At 70.2% G+C, this 20692-nt stretch carries 22 protein-coding genes; 10 read left to right on the top strand and 12 right to left on the bottom strand.

Going from position 1 to position 20692, the window contains the following annotated elements; all coding sequences use genetic code 11:
• Window positions 1-145: 145 nt before the first annotated feature.
• Window positions 146-1303: a GGDEF domain-containing protein gene (locus tag RG19_RS11815; RefSeq protein ID WP_058835437.1), complete on the top strand. Its 1158-nt coding sequence runs from the start codon at window positions 146-148 to the stop codon at window positions 1301-1303.
• 101 nt (window positions 1304-1404) lie between these two features.
• On the top strand, window positions 1405-2049 hold the full coding sequence (gene msrA, locus RG19_RS11810; protein ID WP_058835436.1) for a peptide-methionine (S)-S-oxide reductase MsrA: 645 nt from the start codon (window positions 1405-1407) through the stop codon (window positions 2047-2049).
• Between the two features lie 90 nt (window positions 2050-2139).
• On the opposite strand, the gene rnk is transcribed toward msrA, so the two are convergent.
• The 5 genes from rnk to RG19_RS11785 all read right to left on the bottom strand — a co-directional run bounded on the left by rnk (window position 2140) and on the right by RG19_RS11785 (window position 7063).
• Window positions 2140-2565, bottom strand: coding sequence for a nucleoside diphosphate kinase regulator (gene rnk / locus RG19_RS11805; protein ID WP_058835435.1), 426 nt, complete (start codon window positions 2563-2565; stop codon window positions 2140-2142).
• A 98-nt stretch (window positions 2566-2663) separates the two neighbouring features.
• The gene (gene oxyR / locus RG19_RS11800; protein ID WP_058835434.1) at window positions 2664-3614 is read right to left on the bottom strand and encodes a DNA-binding transcriptional regulator OxyR; all 951 of its coding nucleotides are present in this window, start codon (window positions 3612-3614) and stop codon (window positions 2664-2666) included.
• A gap of 64 nt (window positions 3615-3678) precedes the next feature.
• Window positions 3679-5271 (bottom strand): alkyl hydroperoxide reductase subunit F, encoded by a 1593-nt coding sequence (ahpF, locus tag RG19_RS11795; protein WP_058835433.1) that lies wholly within the window; start codon window positions 5269-5271, stop codon window positions 3679-3681.
• A 245-nt stretch (window positions 5272-5516) separates the two neighbouring features.
• Window positions 5517-6080: an alkyl hydroperoxide reductase subunit C gene (gene ahpC, locus RG19_RS11790; RefSeq protein WP_058835432.1), complete on the bottom strand. Its 564-nt coding sequence runs from the start codon at window positions 6078-6080 to the stop codon at window positions 5517-5519.
• Between the two features lie 356 nt (window positions 6081-6436).
• On the bottom strand, window positions 6437-7063 hold the full coding sequence (locus RG19_RS11785) for a TetR/AcrR family transcriptional regulator (RefSeq protein WP_058835431.1): 627 nt from the start codon (window positions 7061-7063) through the stop codon (window positions 6437-6439).
• 133 nt (window positions 7064-7196) lie between these two features.
• Here RG19_RS11785 and RG19_RS11780 point away from each other — a divergent pair, with 133 nt between their 5' ends.
• The 3 genes from RG19_RS11780 (at window position 7197) to pip (ending at window position 9573) form a co-directional block, all read left to right on the top strand.
• A complete protein-coding gene (locus RG19_RS11780; protein WP_058835430.1) occupies window positions 7197-7616 on the top strand; it encodes a nuclear transport factor 2 family protein in 420 nt (139 codons plus the stop codon).
• A gap of 99 nt (window positions 7617-7715) precedes the next feature.
• Complete coding sequence (prmC, locus tag RG19_RS11775; RefSeq protein WP_058836581.1) at window positions 7716-8555, top strand: peptide chain release factor N(5)-glutamine methyltransferase; 840 nt, start codon at window positions 7716-7718, stop codon at window positions 8553-8555.
• A 70-nt stretch (window positions 8556-8625) separates the two neighbouring features.
• Window positions 8626-9573, top strand: a complete 948-nt coding sequence (gene pip, locus RG19_RS11770) for a prolyl aminopeptidase (protein WP_058835429.1) — start codon at window positions 8626-8628, stop codon at window positions 9571-9573.
• 358 nt (window positions 9574-9931) lie between these two features.
• Here the strand turns inward: pip and RG19_RS11765 are convergent, their stop codons facing one another.
• From RG19_RS11765 to RG19_RS18265, 3 genes are read right to left on the bottom strand one after another with little or no spacing between them, the layout of a single operon-like run.
• Window positions 9932-10492: an NUDIX hydrolase gene (locus RG19_RS11765; RefSeq protein WP_058835428.1), complete on the bottom strand. Its 561-nt coding sequence runs from the start codon at window positions 10490-10492 to the stop codon at window positions 9932-9934.
• Window positions 10493-10535: 43 nt separating this feature from the next.
• Window positions 10536-11459: a 5'-3' exonuclease gene (locus RG19_RS11760; protein WP_058835427.1), complete on the bottom strand. Its 924-nt coding sequence runs from the start codon at window positions 11457-11459 to the stop codon at window positions 10536-10538.
• Entirely contained in the window at window positions 11456-12052 is a 597-nt protein-coding gene (locus RG19_RS18265) for a nitroreductase family protein (protein WP_162267072.1), read from the bottom strand. The genes RG19_RS11760 and RG19_RS18265 overlap by 4 nt, the downstream gene beginning before the upstream one ends.
• A gap of 75 nt (window positions 12053-12127) precedes the next feature.
• On the opposite strand from RG19_RS18265, the gene RG19_RS11750 reads away from it, so the two are divergent.
• Entirely contained in the window at window positions 12128-14497 is a 2370-nt protein-coding gene (locus RG19_RS11750) for a DUF1631 family protein (RefSeq protein WP_058835425.1), read from the top strand.
• 83 nt (window positions 14498-14580) lie between these two features.
• The gene (locus RG19_RS11745) at window positions 14581-15714 is read left to right on the top strand and encodes an NAD(P) transhydrogenase subunit alpha (protein WP_058835424.1); all 1134 of its coding nucleotides are present in this window, start codon (window positions 14581-14583) and stop codon (window positions 15712-15714) included.
• A 104-nt stretch (window positions 15715-15818) separates the two neighbouring features.
• Here RG19_RS11745 and RG19_RS11740 read toward each other — a convergent pair whose 3' ends face one another.
• From RG19_RS11740 to RG19_RS18260, 3 genes are read right to left on the bottom strand one after another with little or no spacing between them, the layout of a single operon-like run.
• A complete protein-coding gene (locus RG19_RS11740; RefSeq protein ID WP_058835423.1) occupies window positions 15819-16277 on the bottom strand; it encodes a DUF3106 domain-containing protein in 459 nt (152 codons plus the stop codon).
• A gap of 5 nt (window positions 16278-16282) precedes the next feature.
• Window positions 16283-16657, bottom strand: a complete 375-nt coding sequence (locus tag RG19_RS11735) for a hypothetical protein (RefSeq protein ID WP_058835422.1) — start codon at window positions 16655-16657, stop codon at window positions 16283-16285.
• Window positions 16654-17202, bottom strand: coding sequence for an RNA polymerase sigma factor (locus RG19_RS18260; RefSeq protein WP_058836580.1), 549 nt, complete (start codon window positions 17200-17202; stop codon window positions 16654-16656). The genes RG19_RS11735 and RG19_RS18260 overlap by 4 nt, the downstream gene beginning before the upstream one ends.
• A gap of 198 nt (window positions 17203-17400) precedes the next feature.
• Between RG19_RS18260 and RG19_RS11725 the strand changes: the two genes are divergently transcribed.
• Together RG19_RS11725 and RG19_RS11720 are read left to right on the top strand one after the other, a co-directional pair.
• Window positions 17401-17700: an NAD(P) transhydrogenase subunit alpha part 2 gene (locus RG19_RS11725; RefSeq protein WP_058835421.1), complete on the top strand. Its 300-nt coding sequence runs from the start codon at window positions 17401-17403 to the stop codon at window positions 17698-17700.
• Between the two features lie 64 nt (window positions 17701-17764).
• Window positions 17765-19165 (top strand): NAD(P)(+) transhydrogenase (Re/Si-specific) subunit beta, encoded by a 1401-nt coding sequence (locus RG19_RS11720; protein ID WP_058835420.1) that lies wholly within the window; start codon window positions 17765-17767, stop codon window positions 19163-19165.
• A gap of 46 nt (window positions 19166-19211) precedes the next feature.
• Here RG19_RS11720 and RG19_RS11715 read toward each other — a convergent pair whose 3' ends face one another.
• Window positions 19212-19637 carry a hypothetical protein gene (locus tag RG19_RS11715; protein WP_058835419.1) on the bottom strand — a complete coding sequence of 142 codons (426 nt, stop codon included), beginning with the start codon at window positions 19635-19637 and terminating at the stop codon, window positions 19212-19214.
• 95 nt (window positions 19638-19732) lie between these two features.
• Between RG19_RS11715 and sufT the strand changes: the two genes are divergently transcribed.
• On the top strand, window positions 19733-20284 hold the full coding sequence (gene sufT / locus RG19_RS11710; protein WP_058835418.1) for a putative Fe-S cluster assembly protein SufT: 552 nt from the start codon (window positions 19733-19735) through the stop codon (window positions 20282-20284).
• Window positions 20285-20692 lie beyond the last annotated feature (408 nt).

Below are 20692 nucleotides of genomic sequence, written 5' to 3'. Positions count from 1 at the left end.
ACGGCGACCGATCCGTCGGCGCCGAAAGTTTGTCGCGTAACACGTTTTTCTTGTGACGGGTATACGGTTATGGCCATTCGGCTCGGATGCCGGGAGGCGCGATGGCAGGCAGTGCGGATCACGGCGTGATGGAGGGCCAGCCCCGATGACGGCGCCCTGGGCGCTGCTCGGCGGTGTCGCGTTCCTCGCGGCGTTGGGATTGGCCGCGCTGGTCGCGTGCCGGCGTATGAAGCGCGGCGGATGGCGGCCGAGGCGGAGCGACGATCTGGCCGTCGCGTCCAGCGGCGTCGTCTCCGGCGCTTGCGGTGAGGCGGACGGGTCGCTGGACGCGTCGCGCGTCGCCGACGCGTTTCGCCGGGAGTGCGAGACCGCGGGGCGCGACTGGCCGACGGCGGATCTGGCCTGGATCGTGTACAGCAGGATGCTCGTCCACCTGCTGGCGCAGGTACCGGCGCAGTCGGTCGCGGTGGTGACGCAGGGCGCGGAGAACGGGGACGTATTGATCGCGCATCCGGCGCAGGCGCGCGACGATGTCGTCGCCGACATCGGTCGCAGGATCCCGGCGTTGCGGCACGTCGCGGCCACGGGTGTCGTGCTCCAGCAGTTGGTTGCCCGCGGGACCCTCGCCGAGGTGCAGCTACCGCTGCGTCACGCCGCGTCCTGTTGGGGCATGGTCCTGCTGCGTCGCATCGGGCGCGACGGTTTCACCGCAAACGAGATCGCCCTGGCCGGTCGCCTGTCGCTGCTGGCGCAGGACCACGTCGATCGCGCGCTGTCGGCCGCTGCCGAGCGCGAGACCGATGCCGTGGATGCCGCCACCGGTGCTCCGAGCCGGGAGGCGACGGAGCACGCGCTCGCCAGGGGCTTCGATGCCGCATGCCGGAGCGGCGCTCCGTTCAGCGTGGCGCTGGTGGATATCGATGGCCTGGATGCGGTGAGGCGGCGTCACGGACCGGGAGCGGCGGCGCACTGCCTCCGCGAGGTCGCCGGAAGCCTGTGCCACGCAGTGGCCGACGCGGGGACGATCGGGCGATACGACGGCGACGGTTTCGCGTTGGTGCTGCCAGGCGCCGACGGCGCTGCGGCCCGCGAAATCGGCGAGCGGGCGCGGATCGGGGTGCCATTCCTGGGCTTGACCTGGAACGGTGGATCGCTCGACATCACCGTCAGTGTGGGATTGTCGACCCGGCGCGCCGACGAACCGTCGTCACAGGCCACCGTGGCACGTGCCGGCGCGGCGCTCGTGGCCGCTCGCCGTGCCGGGCGCAACTGCGTCCGGGTCGCCCCCGTGGCGTTCGATTGACCACGTCGGCTCCCACTGCGGTGCATGCCGCCGCAAGCGGCCAGGCTTGATCACGTGGCGGATGGCCGCATGTCGGAGCGACCCCCGTCAGGAGTTTCGTCATGCTCGGTATCGGTGCTTTCAAACAACGTCTGCCTCGTCCGGAGGAGGCCTTGCCCGGGCGTGACGAGGCGCTGCCGCTGGACAACCGCCACTTCGTGCATGGTCGCCCGCTGCGCGACGCCTTCGAGGGCCGGGCGCGGGTGCAGTTCGGCATGGGCTGTTTCTGGGGCGCGGAGCGTGCGTTCTGGTCGCTGCCCGGGGTGGACACCACCGCTGTGGGCTACGCGGGCGGCAGTACGCCGAATCCGACCTATCGAGAGGTCTGCAGCGGCATGACCGGGCATGCGGAAGTGGTGTTGGTGGTCTACGACCCGGACCGGATCCCGTTCGAGCAACTGTTGACGGCGTTCTGGGAAATGCACGATCCGACCCAGGGCATGCGCCAGGGCAACGATGTCGGATCGCAGTACCGCTCGGTGATCCATTGCGAGGACGAGGGTCAGGCGGCGGTCGCGCGTCGTAGCCTGGAGGACTACCAGGCGCGCCTGCGCAGTGCCGGGCTGGGGCCGATCACCACCGAAATCGTAGCGCCGGCGCCTGCGTTCTATTACGCCGAGGACGAGCACCAACAGTATCTGGCCAAGCATCCGGGCGGCTACTGCGGACTGGGCGGGACCGGGGTGAGCTGCGGCGTCGTGCCCTGAGGGAAATCGTGGCAGGGACGGGGCGGTCGTGCGCCGGCGACGCGTGCTGCGTGCCGGCGCGTGTGCGCGGGACCTGTGCGCGGGGAGCGATCAGCCGCGCACTGCCGCGGCCGTGTCCACCGCGGCAGTGACCGCGACGACCTCCAGGTGCAGGGTGCCGCCGCCCGGACGCGGCCAGTCGATGGACTGGCCCACCGACAGCCCGAGCAAGGCACTGCCGACCGGCGCGAGTACCGAGACCCGATGGGTGTCGGCATCGGCTTCATGGGGATAGACCAGGGTGAGGGTGCGGCGGACGCCGTCGGCATCCACGCTGTCGACCTGCGAATGCATGCGGACCACGTCGTCGGGCATGTCGGCGGCGGGAACGACGCGTGCGCGCAGCAACTCCTGCTGCAGGGCCTTGGCCGCGGGCTGGTCGCGCCAGGTGTCGTTCTCCAGCAGCGCGTCCAGGCGCGCGGCGTCGCGTTCGGTGATGAGCAGGGATGGCGGCAGGCCGCTGTGCGGGTTGGACATCGTCGGATTCCTCGGGACGGGTGAAGGACATAACGCAACGGGCGACGCATGCGCGCCGCCCGTTGCCGTCTTCAACCTATCCGTTCGGGCCCGGCGACTCAAGCCGCCCGCGGCGCGGGATCGACCGGCGCTATGCCGTCGTTCACCGGCGCGCCGAGCAGCGCCGGCGGCAGGGCGCCGAACTCCGTCGCGAGCTGGCGCAGGAAGGCGTCCATCGCCGAGCTGCGCCGCCAGACCATCGCGATTTCGCGGGTCGGCGTGTGCCCTTCGAACCGGAGCAGGCGGATGTCCTCGGAACGGGCCACCGGGGGCTGCACCGCGAGCAGCGGCAGCAGGGTGATGCCGACATTGGCCGCGACCATCTGCCGCAACGTTTCGAGGCTGGTGGCGCGGAACTCGCTCTTCTCGTGGGCGCCCGAGAGTTGGCAGACGTCGAGCGCCTGCTCGCGCAGGCAATGGCCGTCCTCGAGCAGCAACAGGCGCTGGTCGGCGAGATCGTCGAGCTTCAGACTGGTGCGGCCGGCGAACGGATGGCGCTCGGGCACCGCCAGTACGAAAGGCTCGGAAAACAGCAGCTCGGTGTGCAGCTGGTCGTCGTCGACCGGCAGGGCGAGCAGGGCCGCATCGAGGCGGCCGTCGCGCAGGCGCGACAGCAGCACCTCGCTCTTCTCCTCAACCAGCAACAGCTCCAGGTGGGGGAACCGGGTCCGCACGCGCGGAATCACGTGCGGCAGCAGGTAAGGGCCGAGCGTGGGAAAGATGCCGACCCGGACCGTGCCGGCTTGCGGATCCTGGCCACGGCGCGCGGCCTCCTTCATCTGCTCGACCTCCGACACGATGCGGCGCGCGCGGTCGGCCGCCTCGCGGCCGGCCGGGGTCAGCATCACCTTGCGCGGCGCGCGCTCGACCAGCGCCACACCCAGTTCGTCCTCGAGCTTGCGGATCTGCGTGGACAGCGTCGGTTGGCTGACGAAGCATGCCGCAGCGGCCCGCCCGAAGTGTCGATGATCGGCGAGGGCGACGAGATAGCGGAGATCGCGCAGGTTCATGGGCAGGCTCCGGGCAGGGGGCTGGACGGAACGCGCGCCGGTCGCGGCGCGCGCGTGCGGCGGATCAGGCCGCTTCGGCCACCGCGCCGGCGGCCGCGGGGGCGCTGGCGCGGATCAGGTGGTCGAATGCGGCCAGCGCCGCCTTCGAGCCTTCGCCCATCGCGATGACGATCTGCTTGTAGGGCACGGTGGTGCAGTCGCCGGCCGCGAACACGCCGGGCACGCTGGTCTGGCCGCGGTCGTCGACGACGATCTCGCCGCGCGGCGACAGCGCGACGGTGCCCTGGAGCCATTCGGTGTTGGGCAGCAGGCCGATCTGCACGAATACCCCGTCCAGGGTCAGGCGGTGGCTGTCGCCACCCATGCGGTCCTTGTAGACCAGTCCGGTGACCTTGGCGCTGTCGCCCAGGACTTCGGTGGTCTGCGCACTGGTGAGCACGGTGACGTTGCCGAGGCTGCGCAACTTGCGCTGCAGGATATCGTCGGCGCGCAGCTTGTCGTCGAACTCGATCAGGGTGACGTGGCGCACGATGCCGGCCAGGTCGATCGCGGCCTCGACGCCGGAATTGCCGCCGCCGACCACCGCGACGTGCTTGCCCTTGAACAACGGACCGTCGCAGTGCGGGCAATAGGCCACACCCTTGTTTCGGTACTCGTCCTCGCCAGGCACGCCCATCTGCCGCCAACGCGCACCGGTGGACAGCACCACCGTCCTGGACTTCAGCGATGCGCCGTTCTCCAGCTTGATCTCGACCAGGCCGTCCGCACCCGCGGGCACCAGTTGCTGCGCGCGCTGCAGGTCCATCACGTCGACGTCGTACTGGCGCACGTGCTGTTCGAGCTGCGCGGCCATGCGCGGGCCCTCGGTTTCGGGCACCGAGATGAAGTTCTCGATCGCCATGGTGTCGAGTACCTGGCCGCCGAAGCGCTCGGAGGCCACGCCGGTGCGGATGCCCTTGCGCGCCGCATAGATCGCCGCGGCCGCGCCGGCCGGACCGCCGCCGACCACGAGTACGTCGAACGGTGCCTTGGCCGAAATCTTCTTCGCCTGGCGGTCGGAGGAGCCCGCATCGAGCCGGGCGACCACCTGCTCCAGGGTCATGCGGCCCTGGTCGAAGGGTTCGCCGTTGAGGAAGATCGTCGGCACCGACATGATCTGACGGGCGTCGACTTCGTCCTGGAACAGTGCGCCGTCGATCGCCACATGCTGGATGTTGGGATTGAGGACCGCCGCCAGGTTCAGCGCCTGCACGACGTCCGGGCAGTTCTGGCACGACAGCGAATAGTAGGTCTCGAAGCGGAACTCGCCCTCGAGCGCCGTCACCTGTTCGATGGTCTCCTGGGCGGCTTTGGACGGATGTCCGCCCACCTGCAGCAGCGCCAGCACCAACGAGGTGAACTCGTGGCCCATGGGCAGGCCGGCGAAGCGCAGCGAAATGGCCTGGCCCGGCGAGGTCAGCGCGAACGACGGCTTGCGTTCGTCGTCGTCGCGACGCACTTCGACGCTGAGCTGCGGGCTCAGACGCTCGATCTCATTCAGCAGGTCGAGCATTTCCTCCGACTTCGCCCCATCGTCGACCGAGGCGACGATGTGGATCGGGCGCACCACGCGCTCCAGATAGGCGGCAAGCTGGGTCTTCAGGTCTTCTTCCAGCACGGTCAGGCTCCTGTTTCAATCAATACGTTCGGTCAAGACACATCCGCGACAGGCGGCGAAGCGGGTCGCCGTGCCGGTCATGGGAGGTCATCGGAAAAAAGGGGGCGTGCACCGGAACCGGCTGGGCCGGGAGCTGGCGACGGCTGGCAGCGGCCAACCGGCTCCGGTGCACGCCCACCCCCGCGCCGTGGCGGGGATGGGGTGCGGTCGTGCGTCGTGGCCGGGGCCAGTCGCGCACGGCGGACTCAGATCTTGCCGACCAGGTCCAGCGAGGGCTTCAGGGTCTTCTCGCCTTCCTTCCACTTGGCCGGGCAGACCTCGTTCGGATTGGCGGCGACGTACTGGGCGGCCTTGAGCTTGCGCAGGGTCTCGGTGATGTCGCGGGCGATGGCGTTGTCGTGGATCTCGACCGTCTTGATCACGCCTTCCGGGTTGATCACGAAAGTGCCACGCAGGGCGAGGCCGTCTTCCTCGATGTGCACGCCGAAAGCGCGGGTCAGCTTGTGGGTCGGGTCGCCGACCAGCGGGAACTGCGCCTTGCCGACGGCCGCGGAGGTCTCGTGCCACACCTTGTGCGAGAAATGCGTGTCGGTGGTGACGATGTAGACCTCGGCATTCGCCTTCTGGAACTCGGCGTAATGCTCGGCGGCGTCTTCGACCTCGGTGGGGCAATTGAAGGTGAAGGCGGCCGGCATGAAGATCAGGACCGACCACTTGCCCTTCAGGTCGGCGTCGCTGACTTCGACGAACTCGCCGTTCTTGAACGCGGTGGCCTTGAACGGCTGAACTTGGGTGTTGATGAGAGACATGGATGTCCTTCTGGAGGGTTGGGGGGACGGATCCGGTTGGACCGGAGACGCACAGGATAGGGGGAGGCTATCGATAATGGAAATCGATAGTCGGCATTAATTTGATAGTTCTTGCCTATCAATAAGTCCGTCAAAGTTTCAGGGGAAACCGTTCTTGACGCCGCGTGTTGCGTTGCAGCAGACTCGATTCCGACCTCGCGGCCCGCACGGCGTGAACCCGAATGCGACGGCCCGGCCGTCCACCCCTTCCGTGTCCCGTACTCCCTCCCACGCGTGTCACGGAATCTTCGAAGGCGACCTCTGGTCGCCTTCTTTTTTGGCCGCTCGGTCGGCTTCGGCATGCCTGGAGACCGCCGTCAGCGGCCTGGCCACATCGCCAGAAAGGCCTCCACGATCTCGTGCAACTCGGCCTGGGTGGCGCCGCTGCCGGCCGCCACCAGCAGTCCGTCGGTCGCGGCCTTAAGCGACAAGGCGAGGCCACGCGCGCCGAAACGCTCGGGGAAATCGCCCGCCGCAGCCGCCTGCTCGATACGCGCGACCAGCTTCTCGCGCCAGAACAGGCCACGCTGGGTCACGAACTCGCGGATGCGTTCATCGCCCGGGGCGTGGCTGATCGAGTGGACGATGCCCATGCTGCCCCGGGGGGCGGCGGTATCGGTCTGCAACGCGAGCGTCCCGTGCAGGATCCGCTCGGCCACACCACGGGCCGTGGGGCGGTCCAGGGCCTCGACCATGTAGGCGGTCTTCTCGCGCTCGTAGAGGTCCATCACCCGATGGAACAGCGCTTCCTTGTCGCCGAAGGTCGCATAGAGCGTCGCCCGGCTGATGCCCATCGCCTCGAGCAACGTGCCGATGCTCGCTCCGGCGTAGCCATGCCGCCAGAAGACTCCCATCGCGGCGGCCAGGGCCCGATCGCTGTCGAACTGGCGGGGGCGGCCACGCGTGGCGGCAGGCGGGGGCGTGGTGGTGTCGGGACGTGTCATCGGGAAGGGCATGAACAGGACGGAACGCGACTCTACACCCGGTCGCTTTTTTTGGAACGATCAGTCTGGTAAATTATTTCGGAACGATCGGTCTTTAAATCGATCGTCGCACCCCGCCCAGAAAGGACCTGTCATGTCGTACACCGAAAATGAGCAACGCAATCTCCAGACCGTCCGCGACGCCTTGGCCGAGGCCGCCCGGGACTTCACCATCTTCTTCGAGCGCATTTTCGCGCCCGACTGCACGTGGACCATTGCCGGGCACGGCCCGGTCGCACGCACGTACGAGGGGATGCAGGACCTGTTCGAGAACGCCGAGGCCGACCTGTTCGCGCGCTTCGCCGAACCGCTGGCGATCAAGGCGATCGGGACCTGGGCCGACGGCGACGAAGTGTTCGCCCGCATCCAGAGCACCAGTCGTGCGATCGACGGCGCGCCCTATGCCAACGAGTACATGTACATCATGACCATGCGGGACGGAAAGGTGGTCTCCGGTATCGAATGGCTCGATCTCGACGCCTATTACGACATCGTCGGGCGCATCCGCCTGTAGCCCGCCGCCCGCCGCCGGCCGCGCCATCTGCGTCGGCCGGCGCCGGCAGCCCGCGTGGTCGCGTGGTCGAATCCGGAGGCGGCGGGTAGGATGCGCGCCATGTCGACTTCGGCCCCCTGCTACCGCGCACTCCTCGCCGACGCCCGCGGGCGGATCGATCCGGTGGACGCGGAGTGGCTGTTGCTGCATGCCCTCGCACGACCGCGCAGCTGGTTGTATGCCCATGGCGACGACGTCGCGCCGCCGGATCGCGTCGCGGCGTTCGAGGTGCTGGTCGCGCGCCGCGAAGCGGGCGAGCCGGTGGCCTATCTCACCGGGCGCCGCGGCTTCTGGAGCCTGGACCTCGCAGTGACCCCGGACACCCTGATCCCTCGCGAGGACACCGAGCGCCTGGTCGAACTGGCGCTGGCGCGCCTGCCGCCGGGCGCTCCGTCCGAAGTGGCCGACCTCGGGACCGGAAGCGGCGCGATCGCGCTTGCGCTGGCCAGGGAGCGGCCCCTGGCCCGTGTGGTCGGCGTAGACCGGAGCGACGCCGCGCTGGCGGTGGCCCGCGGCAACGCCCGGGCTCTCGGCCTGGACCGGGTGACGTGGCTTGCGGGGGACTGGTTCGGTCCGCTGGTCGGACGTCGCTTCGATGTCGTGGTCAGCAACCCACCGTATCTGGCGGCCGACGATCCCCACCTCGAACGTGGCGATCTCAGGTTCGAGCCCGCGTCGGCACTCGCGTCGGGCGCCGATGGCCTCGACGACATCCGTCGCCTGGTCGCCGCCGCACCGGAGCACCTCGCACCGGGCGGGTGGCTGCTGCTCGAGCACGGGCACACCCAGGGTGCGGTCGTGCGCGGACTGCTCGCGTCCTCCGGATTCGAAGCGGTCGAGACCGCTTGCGATCTCGAGGGTCGCGACCGGGTGTCGCTGGGCTGCCGGGCATCCGCCTGAACCTGCCGCCGGGCGGGGGCTGGCAGGCCGGCTGGTAGAATGGCCTGTTTTCGTTCAGGAACTCAGCCCGATGCGCACGCTCTACCCCGAGATCGAGCCCTTCGACAGCGGCCTGCTGCAGGTCGACGACCGCCACACGCTGTATTACGAGCAGAGCGGCAATCCGAAGGGCAAGCCGGTGGTGGTAGTGCACGGTGGGCCGGGTGGCGGTTGCAGCCCGAAGATGCGCTGTTTCCACGATCCGGCGAAGTACCGCATCGTGCTGTTCGACCAGCGCGGTGCCGGTCGTTCCACGCCGCATGCCGACCTGACCGACAACACCACCTGGGATCTCGTGGCCGACATCGAGCGGCTGCGCGAGCACCTCGAGATCGACCGCTGGCAGGTCTTCGGCGGCTCCTGGGGATCGACGCTGGGCCTGGCGTATGCGCAGACCCACGCCAAGCGGGTGACCGAACTGGTCCTGCGTGGCATCTTCATGCTGCGTCGCTGGGAGCTGGAGTGGTTCTACCAGGAGGGTGCGTCGCGTCTGTTCCCCGATGCGTGGGAGCACTACGTGGCGGCGATTCCCGAGGCCGAGCGCGGCGACATGATGGCGGCCTACCGCAAGCGCCTGACCAGCGACGACGAGAGCGTGCGCCTGGCCGCGGCCAAGGCCTGGAGCGTTTGGGAAGGCGCGACCTCGTTCCTGCATGTGGATCCGAACTTCGTCGAGGGGCACGAGGATCCGCAGTTCGCGCTCGCGTTCGCGCGGATCGAGAACCACTACTTCGTCAACGGCGGCTTCTTCGAGGTCGACGACCAGTTGTTGCGCGATGTGTACCGCATCGTCGACATCCCCGGCGTCATCGTCCACGGCCGCTACGACGTAGTCTGCCCGGCGCAGAACGCCTGGGACCTGCACAAGGCGTGGCCGAAATCCGACCTGGTGATCACGCCGGCCTCCGGTCATTCCGCCTTCGAGCCGGAGAACGTCGACGCGCTGGTGCAGGCGACCGATCGCTTCGCGGTCAGCTGACGCGGAGCGCTGCCTGGATGCGGCGATCCGGTGATCAGTGAGCGACGCTGCACGGCAGCGGCTCGGGGCATGCCCAGGATTGCGGCGGACGGTGGCGGAGGGCTGGCACGGCGACGTGCATGTCGCAGCGACGATGTCGGCCACCCGTCCGTGCACGTAGGTAAGAGCCGAGCGCGATGCCCGGCGCCGCGCAAGGCGCCAGGTTCGATCCGCGGGCCGGAAGCTGGACGCTGTGCTCGAGGCGGCCGCTGGCGACCCGACCGAAGCAGAGGCTCTCGGGTGCCGACGCCGGCACCGGTGCCGCACGCTCAGACAGCTCACTCGCGTCACGTGCCTGCCCAACTGCGACCGTGCACGGTCACGCCGAGGCCGGGCGGCCGTCCGGGTCGCGCTCGATCATCCACAGCCCGGCCCAGAGTTTGAGGTCCAGCTCGTAACCCTCGCGGGCCTTCGCCATCAGCCAGGCGGGTGCCTGCGCACGCGGCACGCTGTGGACGACGATGTCCTCGCCGGCCACCCCGCCACCGGGACCGACCCGGCGCAGGCCGGTCGCCCGTGCGAAGGCGATGCGCTCATTGCTCATGCCGGCGCTGGTCGGGCCGGTGAGCAGGATCTCGACGCGCGCGGGATCCCAGCCGGTCTCTTCGATCAGTTCGCGGCGCGCGGCCGATTCGAGGGTGTCGGTGGCGTGGTCGTCGCCGACCAGGCCGGCGGGCATCTCGATGGTGCGTGCGCCCAGCGCCATGCGGTACTGCTCGACGAACAGGACCTCGTCGTCGGGGGTCACCGCGATGACGAGGACGGCGAGGCCCTCGGCACTGTGGCTACGCTCGCAGGCCTCCCACTTGCCGCGGCGGACCAGGCGCAGCCAGTCGCCCTGGTAGAGGAGTTCGGGTTCGGGGCGTGCAGGTGTCTTCATGTCCCGATCCTAGCGCGACCGGTACAGGCCTGTTGCACGGGGGCTAGAACGGCGCGTCGTCCAGGCCGGCCGCGGCCCGCAGCCGACGCCGGGTGAGCGGCCCGAACCGCAGCTGTTCGCACAGGGCGGCCAGCGCATCGGCGTCGGCGGGCCCGCGGGCGTACGGTGCCACCGCCGGTGCCAGCGGCGCGTCGAGCGCGATGAGGGTCAGCTGCCGGCACAGCCGCGCCTGCTCGGCGTGCGCGCGCAAGCGCACCGCGACCTGACGCGCGCCGCGCAGGCGCAGGAACGGCACTTCGTCGACCCGGGCGAGCAGGGTGTCGAGATCCTCGAAATGCGTCAGCAGCGCGGCTGCGGTCTTCGCCCCGACGCCCGGGACGCCGGGAATGTTGTCCACCGCGTCGCCGCACAGCGCCAGGTAGCACGGCATCTGCGTGGCGCGCACCCCGTGCCGGGCCGGTACGCCGGCCGCGCCCCAGCGCACGCCGCGGGCGAAGTCCCACTGCTCGTCGTCGTCGACCAGCAACTGGGACAGGTCCTTGTCGGCCGACACCACCACCCCGCGCAGGCCGTGCGCGCGGGCCTGCACGAGCGCGCTGCCGATCAGGTCATCGGCTTCGTAGTCGGTGTGCGCCAGCACGGTCACCCCGAGCGCGGCGGCCAGCGTCTTGCAGTGTGCGAACTGGCGGCGCAACGCCTCGGGTGCCGGTGGCCGGTTGGCCTTGTAGGGCGCGTAGAGCGCATTGCGGAAACAGCTGTCGAGCGCTTCGTCGAAGGCGGCCACGATGTGGCCCGGTCGCTCGCGTTCGAGCAGTTCGAGCAGGAAGCGGGCGAACCCGTGGACCGCGTTCGCGGGCTGCCCGTCGGCGTCGCGGAACTCATCGGGCATCGAGTGCCAGGCTCGGAATACGTACAGGCTGGCATCGACCAGGTGCAGGGGCGCGCGCGGTGGCGCGAGCGCGGTCACGGCGTCCAGTCGCGCAGCAGCGCGGCGGGATCGGGGCGGTCGCGCTCGGGGGCCTCGAGCGCCGCGGTACCCAGATGGACGAAGCCGGCGACCGATTCGTGAGGGCCGAGCCCCAACACGCCAGCCACCTCGCGGTCGAACGCCGGCCAGCCGGTCAGCCAGGTTCCGGCGAAGCCCAGGGCCTGGGCCGCCTGCAGGACCGTCAGGCATACACAACCGGCGGTCATCAGCCGTTCCTGCTCCGGGATCGCGCTGTCGGAGGGGTCGAGCACGGCCACCACCACCAGCACCAGCGGCGCGTGCGAGAAGCGCTGCAGGTCCTTGTCGAACGCGGCCTGGCCGGCGTCGGGCTGTCGGCGCTTGCCGATCTCGGCCACGCGCGAGCCCAAGGCGTCGCGGGCGTCGCCGCGGAGGCGCAGGAAGCGGAACGGCACCCGCTTGCCGTGGTCGGGGACGCGAACGGCCGAACGCAGCAGCCGCAGCAGTGTGGAGTCGTCCGGCGCGGGCGCGGCGAGCTGACGCGCCGGGACCGAGCGGCGACGGTCGAGGGCGGCAAGTGCCGCATCGTTGGCGGTATTTGGGATTGTGATCACAGACGTTAGACGTACCATTCAGGATCGTATGCGAATTCCGGCGGCATTCCGTCGCCGGTGCGTATTGTCTCCCGAATGAAGCCCCTCGACGACCTCGCGACCAAACGTGCGGCGCGCCCACCGGGTGCGCGTGGCGCCGAGCACGTGCTGGAGAGCCTCCAGCGGGATGCCGTAACCGACCTGGTCGGCGTGTTGTCAGGGTTCTGGAGCTCGATCGAGGAACAGGTGCGGCTGGCGGCACTGGCCGGTCACGACTTCAGCGCCGCGCAGGAGGACCGCGTGGCGGTGCTCGCCTTGGCGCCCCGCGCGCTCGAGCTCGCCACCCGCTACCGGGCGGCCATCGACCAGGCCTTCGAGCGCTGGCGCGATCCGGCCGTGCAGGCGGGCGAGCGCGTGGACGGCGCGCTGGAGCTGATGTCCGAGGGCGAGCTGGAGATCCATCTCGCCGGGCAACAGATCATCGAGCTGCTCGAACACCAGTTCCTGCATCCCCTTGCCCAGCTCGAAGAGCGCCTCGAAGCGCTGGCGGTCGCGATGGGACTGGAAGGCGTGCGCGACAACCCGTTGCGGCCGGAGGTCGCGGTGTCGGCATTCGTCGATCTGTTCGAAGCCGAGGATCTGACGCCCGGGCTGCGTCGCATGCTGTTCCAGCAGTTCGACAAGCGTTTGCCCAAGCTGCTCGGCGAGGTGTACGGCAAGGCGAACGCCGCCCTGGCCGCAGGCGCCTACGGCGTCGGGGCCGGGACGCGGGTGTCGGGTGCGCCCGCGCGTCGCGAGGAGCGCCGTGTCGACACCGCGATGCGCCCGGATGCCGGCTGGACCCCCGATGGCGGGGTGGTCGAGGCGAGGCGCGATCCCCCACATCATGGTGAGGCGGGTCCGTCCACCCCGCTGCAGGGTGTTCACGACCGGCTGGACGCGCCCGCTGCGCCGGCACGGTTCGCGGGGCCGCCAGCCGGCCAGGCCGACGGCCAGCCGTTGCGCTACCGCGACATCGTCCACGACCAGTTGCGCGTCTGGCGCGCCCGCGGTGGCTCGGCGTTGGCCGATGCCGGGCTGATCGAGGGTGCCGGCGCTGGCGAACCGGAAGGCGAGGTGCTGGGTACCGAGGACATGCTCAATATCGCCTCGCTGCTGCAGGGCGACGATCCCGGTCCCTATGCGCGCGCGCTCGCCGGCGAGGACAAGCGCCCGCTGGGCGACGTGCTGCGCAGCCAGATCCTGGGCAGCGTCCGCCAGCTCGGGCTGGACCCGGAGCGGATCCGTTTCAGTGCGGACGAGGACGATGCGATCGACCTCGTCGGCATCCTGTTCCAGTCGCTGTTCGAGGCCAACGATCTCCTGCAGCGCGCCCGCGCGATGTACGGCAAGCTGGTGGTGCCCTACTTCAAGGTCGCGCTGACCGACGACTCTCTCTTCAACCGCCGCAGTCACCCCGCGCGCAAGCTGCTCGACGCGCTGACCGAGGCCTGCGACGGCAATCCCGGCGAGACCGCCCAGGACCAGGAGACCCTGGATCGCGCCGAGCGCGCGGTGGACCGCGTGGTCGAGGAATACCAGGACGATGCGGCCATCTTCGAGCTGGCCGCGAGCGAACTGCGCGACCAGCTCGATCAACAGCGCAAGCGCGCGGAAATCGCCGAGCGTCGTGTCGCCGAATCGATCTTCGGCCGTGAGCGTCTGCAACTGGCGCGCGCGAACGCGGAGATGCTGGTCGCCTCGCGGATGGCCGACCGGCCGCTGACCGCGCCGGTGGCGCACTTCCTGGACGAGCACTGGCGGCACCATCTCACCCAGACCTGGCTGCGCGACGGTCCGGAGTCCGAGCGCCACCATGTCGCCGTCGGCCTGGGCGACGCGATGGTCCAGGTCGATGCCGATGCGGCGCAGGTGCGCGGTGCCGCCGTGGCGGACCAGTTGCTCGCATTGCAGGCGCCGCTGGGCGAGTGCTATTCCAACTGCGGGCTGGATGCCGCCGCCGCGCGCGACGCGATGGCGCGGATCATCTCCGCGCTGGCGATGCCCGATACCGCCCGTCGCATCCACACGCCCCGCGCCGACGAGATCGACAGCTTCGAGCCGGACGAGGCGATGTTGCCGCTGCGGCTGGTCGGCGGCACCGATACCCTGAAGCACGATCCGGCGACCGCCGCCCGCATGCGTCGCCTGAAGGTCGGGCAGGGCCTGCGCCTGATCGATCGCTCGGGCCACGAGTCCGCCGCGCGGATCGCCTGGATCAGTCCGCTGACTTCGCGTTTCCTGCTGGTGAACCGTCGCGGCGTGCGCAAGATGGTGGTGTCGCCGGAGGAACTCGCAGTGCTGGTCGCCAACGGGCGCGCGGTGGTGCGCTCGGTGGACGCGCCGTTCGACGAGGCGATGAAGCAGCTCTGGCAGCGCCTCAACGCGGCGTCGCCGCCGCTCAAGGCCGTCGTCAACGGCGATTGAGACTCGGGTGCCCCCAGGCGCCGCGGGGAGTGACTTCCGCCGCGCCGCCTCCTAGCATCGGCGCAGGCGGACGGGAGGACGGCATGGCAGTCACGATCGGGGTCGCGCGCGAACGCGCGGAAGGGGAGCGTCGCGTGGCGATCACGCCGGAGACCTGCCGCAAGCTGGTCGAGGCGGGTGCCGACGTGCGTATCGAACGCGGTGCGGGTGAAGCCGCCTTCTTCGCGGATGCCGCCTACGAGGCGGCCGGTGCGGCCGTGGTGGCCGATGCGGACGCCGCGCTCGATGCCGCCGACGCGGTGTTGTGCGTCCAGGCGCCCGATCCGTCCCGGCTCCAGCGGTTGCAGGACGGCGCGGTGCTGGTCGGGTTGCTGCAGCCCGAGGTCGATCCGGCCCGTGGCGACGGCATCCGCGCGCGGCGGCTGCGTGCGTTTCCGCTCGAGCGACTGCCGCGCACCACCCGGGCGCAGGCGATGGACGTGCTCAGCTCGCAGGCGGGCATGGCCGGGTACAAGGCCATGCTGCTCGCCGCGCAACTGGCACCGCGCTTCTTCCCCATGCTGACCACCGCGGCCGGCACGATCCGTCCGTCGAAGGTGCTGGTGATCGGCGCCGGCGTCGCCGGCCTCCAGGCCATCGCCACGGCGCGGCGCCTGGGCGCGCAGGTGGAAGGGTTCGACGTGCGTCCCGAGACCCGCGAGCAGATCCAGTCGCTGGGCGCGCGCTTCCTGGACCTGGGGGTCAGCGCCGCGGGCGAAGGCGGTTATGCACGCGCGTTGAGCGACGAGGAGCGGGCCGAGCAGCAACGGCGGCTGGCCGAATATCTGAGAGGCGTCGACGTGCTGGTGTGCACGGCCGCAGTGCCGGGCCGGCCGGCACCGCGGATCGTGACCGCGGCGATGGTCGCCGGAATGCGCCCCGGCAGCGTCATCGTCGACCTGGCCGCCGAAACCGGCGGCAACTGCGAGATCACCCGGCGCGGCGAAACCGTGGAGAGCGGCGGCGTCACCGTGGCGGGCCCACTCAACCTGGCCAGCGAGGGCGCGCAGCATGCCAGCGAGATGTACGCGCGCAACGTGCTGAATTTCATGCAACTGCTGCTGTCCGACGGCGATCTGGTGTTCGACTGGGACGACGAGCTGCTCGCGAAGACGGTCTGGCCGGCGGTGCCCGCGGGCGTGACCACGAATGCCGTGGCGCCGGCCCAGGCGGTCTGAGCGGTTCGACCGCCCAGGCAGTCGGAAGAGGGAGGTCGCGCGCGGCCCGGGAACCCCGGACGGTCCGGTCGCTTCGGCGCGCGGCCGGATCCGCGCCGTGCCCGTCAGTGCTGCGGAGGCCCGGATCGGCGTGCTTCCAGCCAGCGTTCGCGCTCGTCCGCAGACATCGATTTCCAGCGCTCGCGCAGGGCCTCGCGTTCGGCCTCGGGCATGTCGCGCATCTGCTGGAACAGTTCGCGTGCTTCGCGACGCCGCTCCGGCGGCATGTCCTCCCAGCGCTTCACGCCCTGACGCGCGCGCTGACGCTGTTCGGGCGTCATCTGCTGCCAGCGCTCGGCGTGGCGCAGCATGCGCTCGCGCGCCTGGGGGTCGCTGTTCCAGCGCTCGCGGACCGGGGCGATCAGGGCGTCGCGCCGGGCGGGATCGAGCTGTTCCCAGTCCGGAAGTGCCGGCGCGCTGGGCGCGGCAGCGGGCGGGGCGGGTGTCTGTGCCTGGGCGGGGCCGGCCAGGGCGGAGCCGCTCAGGGCGAGTGCGCACAGCGCGATCAGCAGGATATGGGGCATGGCGGTCACTCCATCGCCAATGGCTGGGCGTCGGTCGAGGCCAGCCAGAGGAACAGGTCGGGGTCTTCGTCGAGTGCGAGCAGGGGGTCGTCGATGCGCGGCAGGGCCGAGGGCGTCGTCGCGACTTCGACCGCAGCCGGCACGGGGGCCGTGGGGCCATCGGTCAGCGTGCGCAGGCCCAGGGCGGCGGCGAACACCGCCGCGCCCACGGTCGCCAGCGCCCAGGCGGGGCGCCATCGTGCCGAGGGCGCCGGGGCGGGCGTCGCGCGCGGCCGCAATTGCGCGAGCGTGCGCGACGGCATGGCCTGCAGCGCCGCCGTGTGGGCACGACGGGCGGCTTCGTCCATGCGGTCGTCGCGGGAGCCGGTCGGGGCGGTCATCGGAAATCCTCCAGTTGCTTCTGCAGCGCGTCGCGGGCGCGCGACAGATGGGTTTTCACCGAGCCCTCGCCGCATCCCATGACGCGTGCGGTGGTCGGCACGTCGAGTTCCTCCAGGATCCTCAACGTGAAGGCTTCGCGCTGGCGGCGCGGCAGGGTGCGCAGCGCCGCGACCAGCGCGGTGTAGGCCTCGCGCGAATCCTGCGCCCGCGACGGATCGGGCGCGTCGTCGGCCCATTCCAGGGTCTCGCCTTCGCGGTCGCCGGCCTCGCCGATCCAGCTCAGACGGAAGATCCGGCGGCGCTGGATGTCGACGATCCGGCTGCGCAGGATCGTCCAGAACAGCGCGGTCCACTCTTCCGGCGGACGCTCGCGGTAGCCGAGCATCCGGGTCATCGCGTCCTGGACCGCATCCAGCGCATCCTCGCGGTGGCGCAGCCCGATTTCCGCGAAGCGGAACGCGCGGCCGCGCACATCCGCGAAGAACCGCTCCAGCGTGTGGGGCGGTGCGGGCGGCGGCGCGTCGGACGTTCCGCTCACGCGCACGCTCCGGGCGGGGTTGGGCAGGCTGCCATCCACGGCGGGACCGGGCCTCGTTCGGGGTTCGCTCCGATCAACGCGCCGGCGCGCCGCCGGTTGACAGCGACCGGAACGGTGGTCAGGTGGCGGGCGGACGCGTGCCGGTGCGCGCGTGCGCCGGGCGGGTATGATCGGTAGCGGGGTTGGCGATCGGGGAAGGCAGGCATGGGCGACGGGTTCGTGGCGCTGTACATCTTCATGCTGGCGGCGATCGCCGGCCACGTCATCATCGCCCGGGTGCCGGTGATCCTGCACACCCCGCTGATGTCCGGCAGCAACTTCATCCACGGCATCGTCCTGATCGGGGCGATGATCGTTCTGGGGCACGCCGATACCACGCTGGAAAAGGCGATCGGCTTCATCGCGGTCCTGATGGGAGCCGGCAACGCCGCCGGCGGCTACGTGGTCACCGAGCGCATGCTCGAGATGTTCCGATCCAGCAAGACGCCGGGGGCCGATCGGTGAGCGGGGCGGCGGGGGGCGGAAAGGTCGCTGCACCGGGCGCCGATGCGGCGATCGAGGCCGCGCGATGAACGGCCTCGACCTGCGCGAGGGGCTGGTCGCGGTCAGCTATCTGGTCGCGGCGACGCTGTTCCTGCTCGGTCTGCAACGCATGGCTTCGCCCCGGACCGCGCGTTCGGGCATCCAGTGGGCCGGCGCCGGCATGGTCCTGGCCACGGTGGCGACGTTCTTCGTGCCGGGCCTGCAGAACTTCGGGCTGATGGCGACGGCGATCGTGCTGGGCACCGTGCTGGCCTGGGGTTCGGGCAAGAAGGTGGCGATCACCGACATGCCGCAGATGGTCGCGCTGTACAACGGGCTGGGCGGCGGCTCGGCCGCGGCGATCGGTGCGGTGGAACTGCTGCGCTGGTCGGACGCAGGCGCGGCGCCGTCGACGGTGGTGCTGGTGCTCGCGGTGGCCGGCGCGCTGATCGGCGCGGTGGCGCTGTCGGGCTCGGTGATCGCGTGGGCCAAGCTCGACGGACGCATGGACAGGCGTTACACCTTCCCCGGACAGCAAGCCTTCAACGCGGCCGTGTTTCTGGCGGCCGTGGTGCTGGGCGGCCTGGTGATCCACGCCCTCGGCGTGCCGATGGTGGTCGCGTTCTTCGTCTGCGCGCTGGCGCTGGGCGTGCTGATGACCCTGCCCATCGGCGGCGCCGACATGCCGGTGGTGATCTCGCTCTACAACGCCCTGACCGGCCTGGCAGTGGCCTTCGAAGGCTACGTGCTCGGCAATGAGGCGCTGATCATCGCCGGCACCATGGTCGGCGCCGCGGGCATGCTGCTGACCCGGCTGATGGCCAAGGCGATGAACCGCTCGCTGGCCAGCGTGCTGTTCTCCAGCTTCGGCGCGTCCGGTGGCGGCCAGGCCATCGAGGGGACGCAGAAACCGATCGAGGCCGGCGACGTCGCCGCGATGATGGCCTTCGCCGAGCGGGTGGTGATCGTGCCCGGTTACGGCATGGCCGTGGCGCAGGCCCAGCACAAGATCTGGGAACTGGCGCAGCGGCTGGGCGAACGCGGGGTCAAGGTGCGCTTCGCGATCCACCCGGTGGCCGGGCGCATGCCCGGGCACATGAACGTCCTGCTGGCCGAGGCGGGGGTGCCCTACGACCTGATCGCGGACATGGACGACATCAATCCCGAGTTTCCCAATACCGACGTCAGTCTGGTCATCGGCGCCAACGACGTGGTCAATCCGGTGGCCCGGACCGACCCGGACAGCCCGATCTACGGCATGCCGATCCTGGACGTGAACACCTCGAAACAGGTGGTGGTGATCAAGCGCGGCCGCGGGACGGGGTTCGCGGGCATCGAGAACGCGCTGTTCTACACCGACAACACCCGCATGCTCTACGGTGACGGTGCCGAGATGGCGAACGCGCTGGTGGCCGAGCTCAAGGCGCTGGACGGCGGCGCGCACTGAGCGAGCCGGAGCCTGTCGCCGTGGCGGTCGGCGATGGTGTGCGCAGTCAGCGCGAGAGGGTCGCGCCGATGGCGAGCGCCGCGCCGTACCAGGCGATGTCGACCGCATCGCGCGATACACCGGCGATCGTCCAGGCCAGCGACGGCCCGAGGCGCAATGCCGACTCCCACGGCAGCAGGCCGAACATCATCCCGACCTGAGCGGCGATGATGCCGAACTGGGCGAAGACCACGATCGCCGCCGTGGCCGCTGCGGCGGTCAGGGCCCGTGGCCAACCCGGTGCGATCCGGGCGATCCGCACCAGCAGGGCGGCATCGAGCGCGGCGACCAGCGCCAGTGCGCTCAGCGGACGGCCCATCGCCGCGGCCAGCAGGACCCAGATCGCGGCAAAGCCCAGGATGCCGACCGCCAGGACGAAGATCCGGAAGGCCCACAGGGTGGCCAGGCGGCGGGCGGTGGAGGACGGCGTCATCGCGTTCCGGGCAACAGGGCGTTCCAGCATACCGGGATCGCGCGGGCGCTAGAATGCGCGCTTGCGCCCGCGCGCCTCGTCCCCATCTTCTCCGCATGTATTCCCGCAGCAGCGAACCCGTCCGTTTCGAGCGCGATTGCGCCGCCGTCCTCGTCCCCCAGGGCGAGGAGGTCACCCTGCCTGCCGGCAGCGCCGGCTACATCACCCAGGCGCTGGGCGGCAGTTACACCGTTTTCGTGGAGGGCAATCTCTTCCGCATCGCCGGGCGCGACGCCGACGCCATCGGCAAGGAGCCGCCGGCGCCGCTGGAACTGCCCGAGGGTGCGGACGACACGGCCGTCGAACAATTGGTCTGGAAGCAGTTGCGGACCTGTTTCGATCCTGAGATTCCGATCAACGTGGTCGATCTGGGCCTGGTGTACGAAGCCGTGGTGCATCCGGCCGACGCCGGCGCGCGCACGGTGGAGGTGAAGATGACCCTGACCGCGCCCGGGTGCGGCATGGGCGACATCCTCGTCGACGACGTGCGCAGCAAGCTGGAGATGATCCCCACGGTGCGCGAGGCCGATGTGGAACTGGTGTTCGATCCGCCATGGAACCAGACCATGATGTCCGAGGCCGCTCGCCTCGAGACCGGGATGCTCTGACCGCGGCTTTCGCGGGCCCCGTCCGTCCGCGGACATCGGCCGCTCGCCTCGACGGTGGGCGCAGCGTCATCGCATGCCACGCCCTGGGCACGCCCGTCCGCAGGACGCCGCGGGGCCTGCCGAGGCGGCGCGTCCATGGGCGTCGGCCCTGACGCATGCACGCATCCCGAGATCTCCTTTCCGATCGTTGCCGGGGCGTACGGCCCGCGGGCAGGCGTCCGGATCGCTCGATCGTGTTCGCCGGCTTCTGTGACCCATGTCGCCAACTGGAGATGTCGTCCGGGAATAGGTGATGGCCGACACAGATATCTCTCGATAATCATTCTCGTTGTGTTGCATTCATGTTGAATGGTCGCTTAGCGTCAGTTTGCGGCCATCAACGTCAGGGGACGGGTGGCCGGATCGGTC

Source organism: Luteimonas abyssi, assembly GCF_001482195.1.
In the GTDB taxonomy this organism is placed as follows: Bacteria; Pseudomonadota; Gammaproteobacteria; order Xanthomonadales; family Xanthomonadaceae; genus Luteimonas; species Luteimonas abyssi.
The sequence above is the reverse complement of the archived record's forward strand: the minus strand, read 5'-3'. Positions and strand labels throughout refer to the sequence as shown.